19 protein-coding genes are annotated in these 18871 nt (G+C 65.2%); 12 read left to right on the forward strand and 7 right to left on the reverse strand.

Annotation, left to right across the window (positions count from 1 at the left end; all coding sequences use genetic code 11):
* Positions 1-18: 18 nt before the first annotated feature.
* The gene (pgi, locus tag H8S47_RS17555) at positions 19-1509 is read right to left on the reverse strand and encodes a glucose-6-phosphate isomerase (RefSeq protein ID WP_187505070.1); all 1491 of its coding nucleotides are present in this window, start codon (positions 1507-1509) and stop codon (positions 19-21) included.
* 125 nt (positions 1510-1634) lie between these two features.
* On the opposite strand from pgi, the gene lepB reads away from it, so the two are divergent.
* The 3 genes from lepB (at position 1635) to era (ending at position 4308) form a co-directional block, all read left to right on the forward strand.
* Entirely contained in the window at positions 1635-2444 is an 810-nt protein-coding gene (lepB, locus tag H8S47_RS17560) for a signal peptidase I (RefSeq protein ID WP_187505071.1), read from the forward strand.
* A complete protein-coding gene (gene rnc, locus H8S47_RS17565; RefSeq protein WP_187505072.1) occupies positions 2381-3103 on the forward strand; it encodes a ribonuclease III in 723 nt (240 codons plus the stop codon). The genes lepB and rnc overlap by 64 nt, the downstream gene beginning before the upstream one ends.
* Positions 3104-3384: 281 nt before the next feature.
* Complete coding sequence (gene era, locus H8S47_RS17570; RefSeq protein WP_328805604.1) at positions 3385-4308, forward strand: GTPase Era; 924 nt, start codon at positions 3385-3387, stop codon at positions 4306-4308.
* Between the two features lie 125 nt (positions 4309-4433).
* Here era and H8S47_RS17575 read toward each other — a convergent pair whose 3' ends face one another.
* Positions 4434-5138: an NAD-dependent deacylase gene (locus tag H8S47_RS17575; protein WP_187505081.1), complete on the reverse strand. Its 705-nt coding sequence runs from the start codon at positions 5136-5138 to the stop codon at positions 4434-4436.
* Positions 5139-5229: 91 nt separating this feature from the next.
* Here H8S47_RS17575 and H8S47_RS17580 point away from each other — a divergent pair, with 91 nt between their 5' ends.
* From H8S47_RS17580 to H8S47_RS17595, 5 genes are all read left to right on the forward strand, one after another.
* Positions 5230-5718 carry a YoaK family protein gene (locus H8S47_RS17580; RefSeq protein ID WP_328805606.1) on the forward strand — a complete coding sequence of 163 codons (489 nt, stop codon included), beginning with the start codon at positions 5230-5232 and terminating at the stop codon, positions 5716-5718.
* Positions 5719-5877 carry a hypothetical protein gene (locus H8S47_RS19165; RefSeq protein WP_328805607.1) on the forward strand — a complete coding sequence of 53 codons (159 nt, stop codon included), beginning with the start codon at positions 5719-5721 and terminating at the stop codon, positions 5875-5877.
* A 1005-nt stretch (positions 5878-6882) separates the two neighbouring features.
* Positions 6883-8400 carry a fumarate hydratase gene (locus tag H8S47_RS17585; RefSeq protein ID WP_187505073.1) on the forward strand — a complete coding sequence of 506 codons (1518 nt, stop codon included), beginning with the start codon at positions 6883-6885 and terminating at the stop codon, positions 8398-8400.
* Positions 8397-8645 (forward strand): hypothetical protein, encoded by a 249-nt coding sequence (locus tag H8S47_RS17590; RefSeq protein ID WP_187505074.1) that lies wholly within the window; start codon positions 8397-8399, stop codon positions 8643-8645. The genes H8S47_RS17585 and H8S47_RS17590 overlap by 4 nt, the downstream gene beginning before the upstream one ends.
* A gap of 188 nt (positions 8646-8833) precedes the next feature.
* Complete coding sequence (locus H8S47_RS17595) at positions 8834-9340, forward strand: DUF2501 domain-containing protein (protein ID WP_187505075.1); 507 nt, start codon at positions 8834-8836, stop codon at positions 9338-9340.
* An 808-nt stretch (positions 9341-10148) separates the two neighbouring features.
* Here the strand turns inward: H8S47_RS17595 and H8S47_RS17600 are convergent.
* Entirely contained in the window at positions 10149-10730 is a 582-nt protein-coding gene (locus H8S47_RS17600) for a hypothetical protein (protein ID WP_235983034.1), read from the reverse strand.
* Between the two features lie 112 nt (positions 10731-10842).
* Between H8S47_RS17600 and H8S47_RS17605 the strand changes: the two genes are divergently transcribed.
* Positions 10843-11220, forward strand: coding sequence for a PRC-barrel domain-containing protein (locus tag H8S47_RS17605; protein WP_187505076.1), 378 nt, complete (start codon positions 10843-10845; stop codon positions 11218-11220).
* On the opposite strand, the gene H8S47_RS17610 is transcribed toward H8S47_RS17605, so the two are convergent.
* From H8S47_RS17610 to uvrB, 3 genes are read right to left on the reverse strand one after another with little or no spacing between them, the layout of a single operon-like run.
* Positions 11217-11549, reverse strand: a complete 333-nt coding sequence (locus tag H8S47_RS17610; RefSeq protein WP_268933103.1) for a HigA family addiction module antitoxin — start codon at positions 11547-11549, stop codon at positions 11217-11219. The genes H8S47_RS17605 and H8S47_RS17610 overlap by 4 nt on opposite strands.
* Positions 11509-11811 carry a type II toxin-antitoxin system RelE/ParE family toxin gene (locus H8S47_RS17615; protein WP_328805608.1) on the reverse strand — a complete coding sequence of 101 codons (303 nt, stop codon included), beginning with the start codon at positions 11809-11811 and terminating at the stop codon, positions 11509-11511. The genes H8S47_RS17610 and H8S47_RS17615 overlap by 41 nt, the downstream gene beginning before the upstream one ends.
* Positions 11812-11855: 44 nt before the next feature.
* Positions 11856-14054, reverse strand: coding sequence for an excinuclease ABC subunit UvrB (uvrB, locus tag H8S47_RS17620; protein WP_187505078.1), 2199 nt, complete (start codon positions 14052-14054; stop codon positions 11856-11858).
* Positions 14055-14222: 168 nt separating this feature from the next.
* Here uvrB and H8S47_RS17625 point away from each other — a divergent pair, with 168 nt between their 5' ends.
* Positions 14223-15053 carry a ferredoxin--NADP reductase gene (locus H8S47_RS17625; protein ID WP_107963158.1) on the forward strand — a complete coding sequence of 277 codons (831 nt, stop codon included), beginning with the start codon at positions 14223-14225 and terminating at the stop codon, positions 15051-15053.
* Positions 15054-15229: 176 nt separating this feature from the next.
* On the forward strand, positions 15230-15616 hold the full coding sequence (locus H8S47_RS17630; RefSeq protein WP_132737476.1) for a VOC family protein: 387 nt from the start codon (positions 15230-15232) through the stop codon (positions 15614-15616).
* Positions 15617-15907: 291 nt separating this feature from the next.
* On the opposite strand, the gene H8S47_RS17635 is transcribed toward H8S47_RS17630, so the two are convergent.
* Positions 15908-17071: an MBL fold metallo-hydrolase gene (locus H8S47_RS17635; protein WP_187505084.1), complete on the reverse strand. Its 1164-nt coding sequence runs from the start codon at positions 17069-17071 to the stop codon at positions 15908-15910.
* A gap of 119 nt (positions 17072-17190) precedes the next feature.
* Here H8S47_RS17635 and H8S47_RS17640 point away from each other — a divergent pair, with 119 nt between their 5' ends.
* The gene (locus tag H8S47_RS17640; RefSeq protein WP_187505079.1) at positions 17191-18771 is read left to right on the forward strand and encodes an amidase; all 1581 of its coding nucleotides are present in this window, start codon (positions 17191-17193) and stop codon (positions 18769-18771) included.
* Positions 18772-18871 lie beyond the last annotated feature (100 nt).

The following is an 18871-nucleotide window of genomic DNA, read 5'->3' on the forward strand; positions in this document are numbered from 1 at the left end:
ACGCCCCACTCTACAAAATCATCCAAACGCCCGCGTAATCAGATCGTCCGTCGAAGGATCGAACGTCTGCCCGCCCTTCTCTGCGGCCTTCGCCATTTCCTTGCCCAGCTCGACCCCGAACTGGTCGAACGAATTGATCCCCAACAGCACGCCGTTCACGAACACCCGATGCTCGTAGAACGCGATCAGCGCCCCCAGCGTCCGCGCATCCAGATCGTCCAGCAGCAACGTCGACGACGGCCGATCGCCCGAATAGCTCCGCGCCGGATCCTCGGCCTGCTTGCCCGCCATCAACGCCGCCCCCTGCGCGAACGCATTCAGCAGCAGCGCGCGGTGATGCTCCTCGGGCAGAGTGTCGCCAGGCTCGATCGACGCGACGAACTCGACCGGCACCAGATGCGTGCCCTGATGGAGCAACTGGAACACCGCGTGCTGCGCCTCGGTGCCGACCCCGCCCCAGGTGATCGCCGCCGACGGTCGCCCGAGCGGCTCGCCCTCCGCCGTCACCGACTTGCCGTTCGATTCCATCTCCAGCTGCTGGAGATAGCTCGGCAGCAACCGCAACCGCTCGTCATACGCGAACGTCGCGCGCGTCTCGGCATGGCGGATTTGCGTGTAATACAGGTCGGCGAATGCCGCGAGCGCCGGCGCATTCTCGTGCAGCGCGGCAAGCCGGAAATGCCGGTCCATCTCCGCGGCACCCTCCAGCAGCTCCTCGAACTTGTCCCAGCCCAACCCGATCGCCGCCGGGAACCCGATCGTCGACCACAGCGAATACCGCCCGCCGACGCTCTCCGCGAACGGCAGGATGCGAGTCTCGTCGACGCCCCATTCCATCGCCTTTTCGGGCGCCGCGGTCAGCGCGATCACGCGGCCATACGGATCCTCCACATTATGCTCGGTCATCCACTGCAGCACGCTCTCGGCGTTCATCAGCGTCTCGGTCGTCGTGAACGTCTTCGACGCGACCACGAGCAGCGTCGCCGCCGGATCGAACTTGGCGAACACGTCCTCCAGCGCGACGCCGTCGACATTGGCGACGATCCCGACATCATAGCGCTTGTCGTCACGCCCCAGCGAGTCGACCAGCAACTGCGGCCCGAGCGCCGACCCGCCGATCCCGACGTGCAGGATATGCCGCACCGGCCCCAGCGCTTCGGCCTCGATCGCATCGATCAGCGTCCGCATCCGCGAATGGCTCGCCTGCGCGATCGCCACGCTCTCGGGCTTGCCCTCGCCGCGCTCGGCGGTGTGCTCGACCGCGCGGCCCTCGGTGACGTTGACGACCTCGCCCGAGAACAGCGCCTGGCGCTTGCCCGCCAGATCCTGCGCCTTGGCCATCTGCTCGAACGCGGCGACCATGTCGGTCGTCAGATGCGTCTTCGACCAGTCGAAATGGATACCCGCGACGTCGAGGCTCAGCTTCGAAAGGCGCTCCGAATCCTGCGCGAACAGGTCGGTCAGCGTGGTGGCGGGCAGGGCTTCGATCTTGGACCAGTCGGCGGTCATGCTACTTCTCCGAATAGACGTGCGCGCCGGTCATGCTGCAAGCGCGAGACCGCGACAACGCTCTTTCGGTGACAGGTATCCCGCATACGCTTGACGACGCGCGCCGTCTGCGCAAACCCGCGAGCATGGCAAATGACGTAAAGACGAAACCCAAGCGGTCTGAAACGAGCGAGACCTTCCGCTTCCTGCTGAAGCTCGCGCTGGTCGTGCTGATCCTGCGCAGCTTCATCTTCGCGCCGTTCAGCATCCCGTCCGAATCGATGCTCCCCCGCCTGCTGATCGGCGACTATCTGTTCGTCTCTAAGTGGAATTACGGCTATTCGCGCTGGTCGCTCCCCGCCGGCATACCGCTGATCCCCGGCCGCATCTTCGGCAGCACGCCGACGCGTGGCGATGTCGTCGTCTTCCGCGCGCCCGAAGTGCTCGACCACGACGTCATCAAGCGCGTCATCGGCCTCCCCGGCGAGACTATCCAGATGCGCCAGGGCATCGTCTACCTCAACGGCAAGGCGATCCCGAAGCAGCGCATCGCCGACTTCACGATTCCGCTCACCGCCAATTTCGACGCCGAGAAATGCGGCGCGCCGTTCGTCGACGTCGTCGCGAACGTGCAAATCTGTCGCTACCCCCGCTTCCGCGAAACGCTACCGGGTGGCCGCAGCTACGAAGTGATCGACCAAGCCGAACTCCCCGACCGTGACGACACCGGGCTCTACACGATCCCCGCCGGCCACATCTTCGTGATGGGCGACAACCGCGACGACAGCGGCGACAGCCGTTTCCCCGCACCGAACGGCATGGGCTATGTCCCGCTCGAGAACGTCGAGGGCAAGGCGGTCGTCAATTTCTTCTCGACCGACGGCGACGCCGAATGGCTGAAGCCCTGGACCTGGGTCAGTGCGGCGCGGTGGAGCCGTATCGGGGAAGGCTTTTGAGCGACCTCGCCAACTGGCTGAAGACGCTTTTCGGCCGCGTACCGACCAACCTCGCCCCCTATGAGCGCGCGCTGACACACGGTAGCCAGGCCGCGGCGAACTACGAACGGCTCGAGTTCCTCGGCGACCGCGTTCTCGGCCTCATCATTGCCGAATGGCTCTACGAACTGTTCGCCACCGACCCGGAGGGCTCGCTGTCGAAGCGCCTCAACGCGCTCGTCACCGGCCCCGTCTGTGCGGACGTCGCACGCGAACTCGGCGTTCGCGCGCATCTGAAGCTCGGCAAGCAGGCCCGCGACGACGGCGCCAGCGACAGCGACAACGTGCTCGGCGACGTGATGGAGGCGCTGATCGGCGCATGGTATCAGGAAGCCGGCCTCGACGCGGCGCGCAAATTCGTCCGCGGCGCCTGGGGAGATCGCGTCCAGGCCGGCGCAAAAGCCCCGCAGCACCCCAAGTCCGCCCTCCAGGAATGGGCCGCCGCCCACAACCGCAAGCCTCCCGAATACACCATCGTCGAACGCACCGGCCCCGGCCACGCCCCCAAATTCACGATGCTGGTCTCGATCGGCAAACTCGCCGAAGCCACCGCCACCGGCTCCAGCAAACAAGAAGCCGAAACCGCAGCCGCCAAGGCGCTGCTGGAGAAGCTAGGCTGAGAAGACTGGTTCACGCGGAGACGCGGAGACGCGGAGGGGGTGCGGTTGGAACACCGGTGTTGCCCCGAACGACGCCGAGATAATCGGCGGTGCATGATCGCAGCCGGCGCCAGCCCCATCCACACCACCTCCGCGTCTCCGCGCCTCCGCGTGAACCAACTTCTCTTTCTTAAACTGTGAACCGCGCGACGACGGACAAGGCCGCAGTCCGGCGGGAATGACGCGAGGGCGTTTTGTCTGTATGACCGCCCCCGAATATCCCGATGCCGAAAAGAGCCTAAGTGACCGAAACTACCACGCCTGAAATCTCCGCCCCCAAGCATTGCGGCTTAGTCGCCATCGTCGGCGCGCCCAACGCGGGCAAGTCGACGCTCGTCAACGCGCTCGTCGGCCAGAAGGTCGCGATCGTCAGCCCCAAGGCGCAGACCACGCGCGCCAAGCTGATGGGCGTCGCGATCGAGGGCGACACGCAGATCCTGCTCGTCGACACCCCCGGCATCTTCGAGCCCAAGCGGCGCTTCGACCGCGCGATGGTCGCCGCCGCCTGGGGCGGCGCGGAAGGCTCCGACATCATCGCGCTGGTGGTCGACGCCAAGGGCGGGATCGGCGGCAAGGTCACCACGATCGTCGAATCGCTGGTCGGCCGTACCGAGCCGATCTGGCTGATCCTCAACAAGGTCGACCTCGCCGACAAGACCAAGCTGCTGATCCACGCCGAGAAACTCAACGCGCTGCTCCCCTTCGCCGAGACCTTCTTCATCAGCGCCGGCACCGGCGACGGCCTCGCGCACTTCAAGACTCAGCTCGCCAAGGCGATGCCCGAAGGTCCGTGGCACTACCCCGAGGACCAGGTCTCCGACTCGACCGAGCGCGCGCTGGCGTCCGAGGTCACGCGCGAGCAGCTCTACCTCCAGCTCCACGCGGAACTCCCCTATGCGAGCACGATCGAGACCGAGCAGTATATCGAGCGCCAGGACGGCAGCCTCGAGATCCACCAGCAGATCCTCGTCGAACGCCCGACCCAGCGCGCGATCGTTCTCGGCAAGGGCGGCGTCCGTATCAAGGAGATCGGCGCCCGCTCACGCATCGAACTCGCCTCGATCACCGGCAAGCCCGTTCACCTATACCTGCACGTAAAGGTAAAACCCGGCTGGGACGAAGACCGCGAAATCTACCGCGACATGGGCCTAGACTGGGTCGACTGACCCCCCCCTGATCCTCCCCTGCAAGGGGAGGTGGCTGGCGCAGCCAGACGGAGGGGTGACCCGCTCTCGATACGGCGACACCCCCCGTCATCCCTTCGGGTTGCCACCTCCCCTTGCAGGGAGGATCAGACGTCCGACAAAATCTCGTCCACCCACGCCGGCACCAGCACCCCGGCCGCCCCGATCCGCGTCTCCTCGAAGAACACGCTCCCCATCGAAGGATCGAGGTTCAGCTCCAGCGTCCGCGCCCCATGATACGCCGCCGTCTGCACGAACCCCGCCGCCGGATACACCGCCCCCGAAGTCCCCACGGACACGAACAGATCGGCCTTCGCCAAAGCAGCCTCGATCCGCTCCATCTGGTACGGCATCTCCCCAAAGAACACGATGTCCGGCCGAAGCGCCGCCGCACCGCAAGCCCCACACCCCGCCCCCTCCGGCAAAGCCCCCGCCCAAGCCTCGCGCGCTCCACAAACAGTACACAGCGCCGACAACAGCTCGCCATGCATATGCAGCATTCGCGTCGCGCCCGCCCGCTCATGCAGGTCGTCGACATTCTGCGTAACGATCAGCAACTCGCCGTCCCAACCCGCATCCAGCCGCGCCAGCGCCCGGTGCGCCGGATTGGGCTCCACCCCCGCCAAAGCCGCCTGCCGCAGATCGTAAAACCGGTGCACCAACACGGGATCCGCCGCGAGCGCCTCGGGCGTGCAGACGTCCTCGACCCGGTGCCCTTCCCAAAGCCCGCCGGGCCCGCGAAACGTCGCGATCCCGCTCTCCGCCGAAATCCCGGCCCCGGTAAGAACGACGATGTTTCTGATGTCCTGCATCGCCACAGGATAAACCGCGTTCTTGCAGTCCGGAAGGGCGCGCAGTCGCGACGCCATCTCCCATTTCTCGCCGCCAAGCCTATGATGTCTCATGCGCCGTTATGAAAAACGCCAGCGGCTGCTGGCAATCGGGCTCGCTGCGCTGGCGGGATTCGTCGATGCGCTGGGGTTTCTGAAGCTCGGCGGCCTGTTCGTCTCGTTCATGAGCGGCAATTCGACGCGGCTGGCGGCAGGTATCACCGGTGTCGTGCCGGGCAGCCTGTTCGCGGGTGCGCTGATCGCGGCGTTCGTCGGCGGGGTGATGGCCGGCGAAACCGTCGGGCGGCTCGCGGGGCGGCGGCGGAAGCAGGCGGTACTGGCGTTCGTGCTGGTCGCGCTGGCGATCGCCTCTGCGACGGCGACGCACGGTGGCGACCTCGTCCCGGCGCCGCTGCTGATGGCGGTGGCGATGGGATCGGCGAACGCAGTGTTCCAGCGCGACGGCGAGGTCAGCGTGGGGGTCACCTACATGACCGGCACGCTCGTCAAGATCGGCCAGCACCTCACGACCGCGTTCGCCGGCGGTCCCCGCTGTGCCTAGGTGCCGTATCTACTCCTGTGGCTGGGGTTGATCGCGGGAGCGACCGCGGGCGCCGCAGTGTTCCCCATCCTGGATCTGAAAGCGCTGTGGATCGCGGTCGCGCTGGCCGCGCTGCTACTCGTGGGTGCCGCCACGCTGGGAACTTCGCACGAGGAATAAGCGGTGAGCGGAATGGCCGGGTCGGGAAGGAAAGCGGTCAGGCTGTTCTCGGAATGAGGATGGCCTAAGCTGCCATCGTAGCGGTCCGCCTATCGCTTTGATGAGGCAGCCCTGATCGAAGGACATTCAACGAGCCAATCTATGGGCAGGACGTTTATGGCTACGTCAGGTGGTATTTGGTAAAAGCTTAGAGCCCTGTAACTCCAAGCAAACGGAACACACCGCTTCAGGACCGCAGCGTGTAAAAATACCTGAAACTCCGCTGGAGCATGGCGGACCGACTCGGTGAAACTGTGCTGGATATGCCGCTCTCCGCCGAAATCATGCAACGCTTTTGAGGTGAGGTAGTCGGCGTAAGCCCCGACTGAGAACAGCGAACCCAGCAAGCCGACCAATACGAAAGTTGGGCCACGAAACGACGCTAATCGAGACGGCAAAAAGAAGCTCGCCGTACCGATCGCGAGACAGGCAGAAACGATCCAGCCCCAATACGGTGCTGCCAGTCTATCTGACCAAACGGTGGCAAGAAATATTGGCTGGAGTAGCCCGCCAAAAAATATGACAGCGATTGCCGCATACGTGGCGCATCCCAGCCCTAAAGTTCTCAGCATCCGACATCCCCCGCAGCCACCGATTACCATGCTGAACGAATGGCTGCTATCCGGCCGCCTTGAAGTCGTCGCAGTGTTCGACTTTAGGCGAACCCGTCAAAATCATCGCCGCCACGGCCCGCCAGTTTTCGCTGTCCTACACGCGACCTTGATGTCACGCTCGGTCCTCGGCTCTTTCAAATCGTCGATCACAGCCCTGGTGCAAAGTCGGTCATGCTTTGCACACCGCTCGGCTCTTTGCCCGCTCCACGAAAGAGCGCGCGTTGGCCTAACCCACCCTAACCTTCTTTTGCAGCCGGGCCCGTACTGATGGCGTGCCGACGCCCCCTCGGTCTTCATAAATCGCCCGAACGCGGCTAAGACGCGCGCATCCCCGCATCCGCAAAGGCGCTGCATGACCGTCATCACCGAAGCCGACCTGATCGAAAGCGTCGCCGACGCGCTCCAGTTCATCAGCTACTACCACCCGATGGATTACATCCGCGCATTGGGCGTCGCGTACGAGGCCGAACAGAGCCCCGCCGCCAAGGACGCGATCGCGCAGATTCTGACCAACAGCCGGATGTGCGCCGAGGGCCACCGCCCGATCTGCCAGGACACCGGGATCGTCACGATCTTCGTAAAATGGGGCCAGGATTGCCGCCTCGACTCGACCCGCTCTTTGCAGGAGGTCGTCGATGAAGGCGTGCGGAAAGCCTATCTCAACCCCGAGAACAAGTTGCGCGCGTCGATCCTCGCCGACCCCGCCTTCACCCGCCGCAACACCAAGGACAACACGCCGAGCGTGATGCATGTCGAGATGGTGCCCGGCAACACCGTCTCGATCGACGTCGCGGCGAAGGGCGGCGGCAGCGAGAACAAGTCGAAGTTCAAGATGATGAACCCGAGCGATTCGATCGTCGACTGGGTGCTCGAGATGATCCCGCAGATGGGCGCCGGCTGGTGCCCGCCGGGGATGCTTGGGATCGGCATCGGTGGTACTGCCGAGAAGTCGATGATCCTCGCAAAGGAAAGCCTGATGGGCGCGATCGACATGGCGCAGCTGAAGGCGCGCGGGCCGAAGAACGACATCGAGGCGCTGCGGATCGAGATCTACGACAAGGTCAACGCGCTCGGCATCGGCGCGCAGGGGTTGGGCGGGCTGTCGACCATCCTCGACGTCAAGATTTTCGACTGGCCTACGCACGCCGCGTCGAAGCCGGTCGCGATGATCCCGAACTGCGCCGCCACGCGCCACGCGCATTTCGTGCTCGACGGTTCGGGCCCGGTGTATCTGGAAGCGCCGAAGCTGGAGGAATGGCCGGATGTGAACTGGACGCCCGACAAGGCCGCGATCCGCGTCGATCTCGACACGCTGACCCCCGAGGTGGTGCAGACGTGGAAGCACGGCGACCGTCTGCTGCTCAACGGCAAGATGCTCACCGGGCGCGACGCGGCGCACAAGCGGATCGCCGACATGCTGGCGAAGGGCGAACCGCTCCCGGTCGATTTCGCGGGTCGCGTGATCTATTATGTCGGCCCGGTCGATCCGGTCGGCGACGAGGTGGTCGGCCCCGCCGGCCCGACCACGGCCACGCGTATGGACAAGTTCACCCGCATGATGCTCGACCAGGGCCTGCTCGCGATGGTCGGCAAGGCCGAGCGCGGCGCGGATGCGACCAAGGCGATCGCCGAACGCAAGTCGGCCTATCTGATGGCGGTCGGCGGCGCCGCCTATCTCGTCGCGCGCGCGATCAAGGGGAGCAAGGTCGTCGGCTTCGAGGATCTCGGCATGGAGGCGATCTACGAGTTTGAGGTCGCCGACTTCCCGGTGACCGTCGCCGTCGATTCCGCGGGCGAGAACGTCCACCAACTCGCGCCGCTGGTCTGGCGCGAGAAGATCGCACGCGAAGGGTTGCTGACACCCGCATGACGACGCGGGTTCGCAGAAGGGGGCAGGGGCCCGTCCGTTGGATCGCCTCCGTCCTCCTTCTGCTTGCCGTTGCGGTCGTTTACGCACCGCAGTTGCTGGCGTTTCCGTACGAGCAGCGGATCGGCACCGTCACCGCCTATGCCGAGCGCCCGATCGATCCGCGGATCGGCAGCGAACTGGCGCGTGCGGAGGGATTGCTGCGCGCCAGTCCGATCTACACCGGTCCGCTAGAACGCGGATGCTGAAAGTCTTCGCACGACCGACCCGGGCGCATCGTCCCTGGTATATTACGACGCCCGTCGACGGGTCGAGGCGGCGTTGCAGGCTAATGGCGGATCGGTCGACACGTTGTTCGCCAGTCGCTGAACGAACCTTTTCGGAACGCACCTTGGCCAGTCCCGTTAGTGACATAACCCTATCGGAGCACCCTATCATGCCCAAGACCGCAATCGCCCTCGTGGCCGCCTTGGCCCTCGCGACCTCGGCATCGGCGCAGTCCAGCGCACCGCAATCGGCGTCGACGCAAAATGGTCTCGGCGGACTTGGTGGGCTAGGCGATCTCGGCGGACTCGGTGGCTTGCTCGGTGGTGCGCTGCCGAGCGTCGGATCGATCGGCGCGGGCAATGCTGCCGGACTGCTAGGCTATTGCCTGAAGAACAATCTGCTCGGGCAGGGTGGTGCCCTCGGCGCGCTCACCGGCGGACGGAATGCCGCGGCACGAGCGGGCGGCTCGACGAATGCGCCGTCCACCGGCGCGCAGTCGATCCTCCAGCGCCTGACCGGGCGGCAGGGCGTACGAACGTCGCCGGGTTACGCGGCGGGCCAAGAAGGCGAGGTGCAGGCGCCGAACGGGCAGGCGTTCTCGCTCGACGACCTTGGCGGCCAGGTGAAGACGCGGATGTGCAGCGTCGTGCTCAATCGGGCGAAGGCGTTCCTGTAAAAGGGGCGATCGCGGGCTAATGGCGGCCGGGGCGCAACGTGCGCGGCAGTTAAAGCTGGAGGTATAAGCCAGTCCCTCCGTCGTGCCCGTTCCGTCGTCGCATATCTCACGTCATCCTGACGAAAGTCAGGGCCCAGAGTAATGGGTTACTGCCCTATGGGACCCTGGGTCCTGACTTTCGTCAGGATGACGATGTGGGCGTAGGACGTTTTCGCGTCTTCCGCTACTTCAGGGTTAGTCCGATGCGCGCTCTAATTTCGGGTTCTCACCGTTAAGGCAGGACACAAGTGGTGACGGGTGCGTCGCAGGCGTTGGTCACCCGCTCAGCCTGCGCCTGCCAATATCGTCAGCTAGGAAAAGGCGGGGTGGCTTCGGCGACGGCGAACGTCGTTGGTTCCCGCAACATTGTCGTAAATGGCGGTTGGATCGATCACCGGCAACCAACCACACCGCACAAATGAAAAGAGGCTGCCGGATCGTCTCCCGACGACCCGACAACCTCCTGACATGGTCAGCGGCCGGAGAGCTCCAGCCCGGAGGACCATGCGTACCGCTTAGCCTGTGGACCACGTGTTGACTGGGAGAGAATACTCCCCACGCGGACCGGCGGCGTTAGCGGTGCGTCCCCCGAACGAACCGAACCGAACTCACTGCTGAACCATGAGACATCGGATCACCTCCTTTCGCTTGTTGAAACAACGCGGCCAAGCCCGACCGCACCCGCAATGTGTGCCGACCGCGCATGCGATACAAGTCTTGTTTTATGGAAGATTTCGGCCGATCTTACCCGACTGTCGTCCTGGCAAAATCAGCCGCGACAATCCTCGGTCACGCGCTCGATCTCGGCCCAGGCGGGCACGACGAGCGGTGGCAGTCCGGCCTGCTGGACGACGAATCGCCCACGACTGAACCCCATTGCCTCCAGCAAGGAGTCGTTCGGCATCAGCGCGGCCGCGACATAAGGCGGCGTGCCACCGGTCGGCTGGACGGACACGGCGCGGGTCACGCTCGACGTGCGGATCGTCAGCGGTGTCGGCGTGGTGCCCGCCCGCGACAGATAGATCTGGCGCGCCGCGGTATCGCAGCGCAGCGTCAGCGACGCGTCGGCATTGGCCGGTCCGAACAGCGCGATCGAGCCGCGGGCGTCGCGGCGATAGACCCAGGTGCCCGGCGAATACGGCAAATCGCGCCAGTCCGCGGCGATCGGTACCGGGCGCGGCGTCGGCGCGGGGGGCGGCGCGACGGTGCGCGATGGCGGCGGTGCCTCGGCGCGCGGTGGCGGGACGCAGCCGGCAATTGACGCGAGCGTCGCCAGGCCGGCAAGGCGCGCCAGGACGAGGGGGCTGGCAAGCGATCGCAAGCCGACGAGGTGAGGGGACGGAGTGCGCATCGCATCGCTATGCGGCACGCCCGGCGGTCGCTCAAGTACGACGAAGCGCTCTAGGCGGGAACCGCCGCACGGTGGTACCGGTTCAGCGACGGAAGAAATCAGGAGAACGCTCATGTCCGACACCGCTGCCCAGACCCCGACCCAGCTGCTCGTCCAGTCGAACATCTCGGGCACGATGAAAGTCGAGAGCCGCGATGGCGACGCTGTCGGCTCGGTACACGCGTTCATGGTCCACAAGGGCACCGGCCGCGTCACGCACGCCGTGCTCAGCCTCGGGGGCTTCCTCGGCATGGGCAAGAGCTTCTACCCGTTGCCGTTCGCGCTGCTCCAGTTCGACGCCGTCCGCGACCTCTATGTCGTGACAATCGACAAGCGTGTTCTGGAGGGCGGCCCGAGCTGGGCGAACAACGCGCCGGTGTTCGATCAGGCCTATGCCGACCGCGTCGCCAGCTATTACGGATCGAGCAGCGAAGACCTCGTCGTCGGCTAAGCTGCGCGGGGAACGATCCGGTCAAGCGCGCCATTTAAGGCGCGCTTGGCCTCTAGAAGATCATACTGATTTTGCAGTCGGAGAAAAAATCCCTCCGACATTCTGAAATATCGCGTCAGGCGCAAGTCAAGTTCGCCGTCGACCGGGGCGTCTCCGTTGATCAGTGCTTCGATCCGCAACTGCGAAACGTCGATGGCCGCAGCCAGGTCTATCGATCTAAGGCCGAGAGGCTCCATAAACTCACTGGCCAGCATTTCGCCGGCATGATCATTCTCTATCCAGTCACGGTTAGTGATAGTCTGTGATTTCGACACGCTCAGCGCCTCCATCGCGCCATATGAAGCATACACGCCATTGCAAATTGATGGAAATGGAATGCTGACCGGCGCGGTCGTCCGTCAAGGCGTGAAGGCGATTGCTTGGCGGAAAGCGGACATCGTCGAGCGTTTCTGCGGCATCAAGCAACCTCAATCGGTTCACGGCTCGATGCAAGATATCCGGAGGAAACCGACGAGTTCGCTTCCGGCGCCAGACGCGCTCTGTTTCGTTGTCGTGAAAGCTGCGGATCATAAGGTACCATCGATTAGGCATAGACGATCCGTGAGTGTCCAGCGGCAAGCGAAAGCACGCAAGGGCTACCGCGATCGCGAGCCGCCCATCCGCATCTTCTGGCTCTTCCCGTAGCGCGTTTTCCGCGTGCCCGGCTTGCCCTCGTTCGATCGCCCCATGACCGGCGCTTTCTGCTGATCCACCGGCAGGCCCAGTTCCTCGTTCTCCAACTGGCGGATCTCGTCGCGAAGACGACCCGCGGTCTCGAACTCCAGATCGCTCGCGGCCTTGCGCATCTGCTTTTCCAGATCCTCGATATATGCGCGGAGATTGTGCCCGACCATGTGAGGCCGGTCCTCGTCGATCGGGATCGTCACCTGATCCTGGCTCGCGACGTGTGCGATGATGTCGCCGATATTGCGGCGGATCGTCGTCGGGGTGATGCCGTGTTCGGTGTTGTACGCGACCTGTTTCTCGCGGCGGCGCGACGTCTCGTTCATCGCGCGCTCCATCGATCCGGTGACGCGGTCGGCGTACAGGATCACGCGGCCGTCGACGTTGCGCGCCGCACGGCCAATCGTCTGGATCAGCGACGTCTCGGAGCGCAGGAAGCCCTCCTTGTCCGCATCGAGGATCGCCACCAGCCCGCATTCGGGGATATCGAGCCCCTCGCGCAACAGGTTGATGCCGATCAGGACGTCGTAGACGCCGAGACGGAGATCTCTGATAAGTTCGATGCGTTCCAGCGTCTCGACGTCGCTGTGCATGTAGCGGACCTTGATCCCCGCCTCGTGCATATATTCGGTCAGGTCCTCCGCCATCCGCTTGGTCAGCGTGGTGACGAGCGTGCGATACCCCAATGCCGTGGTCTTGCCGACCTCGACGATCAGGTCCTGGACCTGTTCCTCGACCGGCTTGATCTCGACGGGCGGATCAATCAGCCCGGTCGGACGGATGACCTGCTCGGCGAACACGCCGCCGGTCTGCTCCATCTCCCAGCTACCGGGGGTCGCCGAGACATAGGTCGTCGGCGGGCGCATCGCGTCCCATTCGTTGAAGCGCAGCGGGCGGTTGTCGATCGCGCTCGGCAGGCGGAAGCCGTACTCGGCGAGCGTCAGTTTGCGACGGTGATCGCCGCGCGACATGCCGTTGATCTGGCCGATCGTGACGTGGCTCTCGTCGACGAACAACAGCGCGTTGTCGGGCAGATATTCGAACAGCGTGGGCGGCGGCTCGCCCGGCATGCGGCCGGTGAGGAAGCGGCTGTAATTCTCGATCCCCGCGCAGGAGCCGGTCGCGGCGATCATTTCCAGGTCGAAGTTGGTGCGCTGTTCGAGACGCTGCGCTTCCAGCAGTTTGCCCTCCAGCACCAGCTCCTTCAGCCGCTCCGCCAGCTCGTGCTTGATCGCCTCGCCCGCCTGCTTGAGCGTCGGACCGGGCGTCACGTAATGCGAGTTCGCGTACACCCGCACCGAGTTCAGCGAGGCGACCTTCTTGCCGGTCAGCGGATCGAACTCGGTGATCTCCTCGATATCGTCGCCGAAGAACGAGATGCGCCATGCGCTGTCCTCGTAATGCGACGGGAAGATCTCGAGCGTGTCGCCCTTCACGCGGAAATTGCCGCGCTGGAACGCCGCGTCGTTGCGCTTGTACTGAAGCGCGACGAGCTTCCGCACGATCTCGCGCTGGTCGACCGTGGTGCCCTTCTTCAGGTCGAAGATCATCGCCGAATAGGTCTCGACCGAGCCGATGCCGTACAGGCACGACACCGACGCGACGATGATCACGTCGTCGCGTTCGAGCAGCGCGCGCGTCGCCGAATGCCGCATCCGGTCGATCGACTCGTTGGTCGACGATTCCTTCTCGATGTACGTGTCGGAGCGCGCGACATACGCTTCAGGCTGGTAATAATCGTAATAGCTGACGAAATATTCGACCGCGTTGTCGGGGAAGAACGACTTCATCTCGCCGTAGAGCTGCGCCGCCAGGATCTTGTTCGGCGCGAGGATCAGGGCGGGGCGCTGGACGCGGTTGATGACGCTGGCCATCGTGAAGGTCTTGCCCGAGCCGGTGACGCCGAGCAGCACCTGGTCCTTCTCGCCGTCACCGATCGCGGAGACGAGTTCGGCGATCGCGGTGGGCTGGTCGCCCGCGGGTTCATACTCGCTGACGAGGTTGAACCGCTTGCCGCCCTCGACCTTGTCAGGGCGCGCGGTCGGGCGGTGCGGGACGAAGCTTTCGCCGGTTTCGGGCTCGGCGAGACTGGTGCGGATCTGAATGGCCATCGAGGGGGAATATGGGGAACATGTGGTGAGTCGGCAACGGCCACGGGACCTGTTTGGGCGAGCCCAAGATTAGCTGTTGTTGACCCGTTCCCCCGACGCCAATAATGCGACCGTTTCGCAAGCAATCGATCCGCCAGCGCGAGTCCGCGCGGCCGAAGGAATAGACGCATGACCGCCCCGACCGTCGAAGCAACCCGCGCGCCCGCGCTGATCCCCGAGACCCCCGCGTTCCTCAACGCCAAGGTGCTGTGGGTGCGTCACTGGAACGAACATCTGTTCAGCTTCGCGATCGAGCGGCCATCGACCTTCCGCTTCCGCTCGGGTGAGTTCGTGATGATCGGCCTCCCCCAGGAGGGCGGCAAGCCGATCATGCGCGCCTATTCGATCGCGTCCCCGCATTATTCGGAGGAACTCGAGTTCCTGTCGATCAAGGTCGAGGACGGCCCGCTGACCTCGAAGCTCCAGCTGATCCAGCCCGGCGACGAAGTGTATCTCGGCAAGAAGCCGACGGGCACGCTCGTGCTCGACGCGCTGCTGCCGGGGAAGCGGCTGTTCATGTTCTCGACCGGCACCGGCCTCGCGCCGTTCCTCAGCCTTATGCGCGATCCCGACGTCTATGCTGCGTACGAGCAGGTGATCGTCGTGCACAGCGTGCGCCGCGTAAGCGATCTCGCCTATCACGACGAGATGGTCGGTTTGCTGGCGGAGGATCCGCTGATCGCCGACGAGGCGCAGACGCAGTTCCACTACATCCCGACCGTGACGCGCGAGCCGTTCCGCACGACGCGGCGGATCGGTGCGCTGATCGAGGACGCGTCGCTGTTCGGCCACCCGGTCCGCGGCGAGCAGAAGCTCAACCCCGAGACCGACCGCGCGATGCTGTGCGGATCGACCGAGATGATCAAGGAATTCGCGGTGATGCTCGAGGCGAATGGCTTCGAGGAGGGCGCGAATTCGAAGCCGGGTACGTTCGTGATCGAGCGTGCTTTCGTCGGGTAATTCGAGGCTGCAACGCTGGCTGTTCCCCCGCGAAGGCGGGGCCCCAGGCCCGCATGCTCCCGGAGTTCGCCGCTACTGAGTCCCTTGACCCCCGCCTTCGCGGGGGAGCAGCAAGGTTGATTGCGTCGCCTGCGTAATCCGCCGATATCCCTCCTCAATCATAAGAGGAGAGACCCATGATCGGTTACGCGACGCTCGGCACCAACGACCTCGATACCGCGCTGACCTTCTACGACGCGCTGTTCGTGACGGTCGGCGGCAAGCGGCTCATGCAGATGCCCGACGAGCGGAAACTCACCTTCTACGGCGCGGGTGCGGACAAGCCGATGCTGGTGATCGGCAGGCCCTATGACGGTGCGGCGGCGACCGCGGGCAATGGTACGATGGTCGCGCTGGCGGCGGACTCGCGCGAGCAGGTCGATCAGGTTTACGCCAAGGCGATCGAACTGGGCGGCGCGGACGAGGGTGGTCCTGGGTCTCGGGGCCCCGAGCAGATGGGCTTCTATGGCGCCTATTTCCGTGATCCGGACGGCAACAAGCTCTGCGTGTTCAAGATGGGGTGAGGGACGGGCTGTGTTCGCCGCCTATCGCGTCCGAGCGGGTACACCTCCCCGGCGAAGGCCGGGGTCCAATTGGAAAGGTGGCAGTAACGAGGGGCTGTCCACCATTAACAGCCTTCCCCAATTGGGCCCCGGCCTTCGCCGGGGTGGTCGGACGTGTGGCCGGCGTCACTTTTCTCTATCGTTGTTCTCCCGCGAAGGCGGGAGCCCAGTCAGGGTCCCCGCCTTCGCGGGGAAACAGGTTTACTCGGTCGAAGGGGATAACCGCCGAACTTCTCCGAGGTGACGGAGAATTTAGCGGAAAGCTCGAACCGTCGGTGTATCGAGACACTTCAACAAAACCTCCCGCGGCATTGGCGTCACCGTCGCCGGCTTTACATACCGAGCAACCGCCACCGGCCGCCCGATCGCAACCGGCGCGAACCCCGTCTGCCCCGTGCACCGCATCGCCGCCGTCAGCAGTTTCGGCGGCGTATCATACCCTTCGAACGACAACCGGAACGTCCCCCAGTGGATCGGGATCGCGCGCGCCGCGCCCAGCCGGCTATACACCTCGACCGCATCCACCGGCCCGATATGGCTGCCCGACTCCATCTGCCCGTCGACGAACCGGAACGCGCCGATCGGGATCAGCGCCAGCCGGATCGGCCCCAGCGCCGCCGCCTCGACCGGCCATTGGCCGTCGCCCATCCCGGTATCGCCCGCGAAAAATACGTTACCGTCCGGCAGCGTCACGACGAAGCTCGACCACAGCGCGCGATTGCGATCGGTAAACCAGCGACTGCCCCAATGATGATTGCGCGTCACGACGACGTCGACGCCCGGCTTGATCGCTACTCGCTGCCCCCAGTCAAGCGCGGTCGCCTGCGCCCCGGTCTGGCCGATCACGCTGTCGTTACCCAGACTGGTGACGATCCGCGGCCGATCGCGCTGCCAGAGGCGCTTCAACGTCACCTTGTCGAGATGGTCGTAATGATTGTGGCTGACCAGCACGAGATCGATCTTCGGCAGCGCATCGAACGCGATCCCCGGCTCGGCGACACGGCGCGGACCCGTGCCGAGCGGCCCGGCCTTCTCCGCCCAGACCGGATCGGTGAGGATGTTGAGCCCCTGCGTCTGGACCAGCACACTCGCATGGCCGACCCACGTCACGACCATCCGCTCGCCCTCGACGCGTGCGGGCGGCGCAGTGCGGTTGACCGCGACCGTCTTCGGCCACGTGGGTCGACCATCGCTGGCGGTGAAATAGCGCCAGAAAAAGCCCGCGCGACCACCACCGGCGGGCTGGATCTGCTGCGTGTCGGCGTCGTTGTCGGGATTGGCGAAGCGCTCGCCGTCGAAATGGGCATTGGCCGGCCCGCGGTAATAGATGCGGTCGAGGAAGCGCGGGACGATCGTCACCGCCAGCGCCAGAACCACGATCGCCAGCAGCACGATGCCTCCGACGACCTTCAACACCTGACGCACGCCGTTCCCCTATCCGTTGCTGGTCCGTAACGCATCGTGCCGAGCATCGTTCAGACCGCTTGGCGCTGATGCGCAACCCCGATAGCCTTCCGTCAAAGGGGAATCGGAAAATGCGCAAGTTTATCATCGGGCTGTTGCTCGCGACCGCGCTTCCTGCGTTGGCGGAGGCGAAGACCGTCGCGGTCGAGGAGCAGTCGATCGACCAGCTCCAGGCGATGATGGCGTCAGGCAAGGCGAGCAGCGTCGATCTCGTCCGCGCCTATCTCGCGCGGATCGCGGCGATGGACCGCAAAGGGCCGGCTCTGCGCGCCGTGATCGCGCTCAACCCCGACGCGCTGGCGCAGGCGAAAGCGCTCGACGCCGAACGCAAGGCGGGGCGCATCCGCGGTCCGCTCCACGGCGTGCCGGTGCTGATCAAGGACAATGTCGAAACCGCGGACCGGGTGACGACCACTGCCGGCAGCTTGGCGCTGAAGGACAACCTGACCCGTCGCGATGCGCCCGTCGTGGCGCAGCTCCGCGCGGCGGGGGCGGTCATTCTGGGGAAAACCAACCTCAGCGAATGGGCGAACATCCGCTCGACCCGCTCGATGAGCGGCTGGAGCGCGGTCGGCGGTCTGGTCAAGAACCCCTATGCGCTCGACCGCACCGCGTGCGGGTCGTCGAGCGGCTCGGGCGCGGCGGTCGCGGCGAGCTTCGCGGCCGCGGCGATCGGCACGGAAACCGATGGATCGGTGGTGTGTCCCTCGTCGCTCAACGGGTTGGTCGGTTTGAAACCATCGATCGGCCTCGTCAGCCGAACGCACGTCGTACCGATCAGCCACAGCCAGGATACGCCCGGCCCGATGGCGCGCAGCGTCCGCGACGTCGCGACGCTGTTCTCGGCGATGATCGCCGCCGATCCCGCCGACACGGCGACCGCCGGGGCAGGCGCGTACAAGCGCGATTATGCGGCGGCGCTGTCGACCAGCGCGCTCTCGGGCCTGCGCATCGGCGTGATCCGCCCCGAGATGACTGCGGACCTCGCAGCGAAATACCAGGCGGCGCTCGACGTGCTGAAGGCGGCGGGTGCGGTGCTGGTCGAGGTCAAGCAGCCGAAGCTCGAAGGCCTCGGCGAGGCGGAACTGCTGGTGCTCCAGACCGAGCTGAAGGCCGACCTCGACACCTATCTCGCGACCACCCCCGCCACGGTCCGCACGCGCACGCTCGATCAGGTCATCGCGTTCAACGCTGCCAATGCGGCAACGGAAATGCCGTTCTTCGCGCAGGAGACGTTCGAGGCCGCGGCCAAGACCAAGGGATTGAACGACCCAGCGTACAAGGCGGCGCGCGCGAAATCGTTGCGGCTGGCGGGCGCGGAGGGGATCGACGCGCTGCTCAAGGCGGCGGGGGCGAGCGTGCTGGTCGAGCCGACCTATGGCCCGGCGTGGCTCAGCGAACCGGTGTACGGCGATCAATATGGCGGGCCGAGTTCGAGCGGGCTGCCGGCGGTCGCGGGCTATCCCAACCTGACGGTGCCGATGGGGCTGGTGCGCGGGCTGCCGGTCGGCTTGTCGTTCATCGCGACGAAGTATGGTGACGCGGCGGTGCTGGGCGCGGGGTATGCGTATGAGCAGAGAGCGAAGGCTCGGGTTGCGCCAAGGTATCTACCCACCGCCGATGTCGGCCCCGGCCTCGACGCCGCCCGCTAAACTCACGATCCTCCCCCGCCAGGGGGAGGTGGCACCGCAGGTGACGGAGGGGGAGGAGACGGAACAGCGGTTACCCTGACCTCCCCCCCCCACAGGGACG

Origin of the sequence: Sphingomonas albertensis (genome assembly GCF_014358075.1) — a bacterium.
Taxonomy (GTDB): Bacteria; Pseudomonadota; Alphaproteobacteria; order Sphingomonadales; family Sphingomonadaceae; genus Sphingomonas; species Sphingomonas albertensis.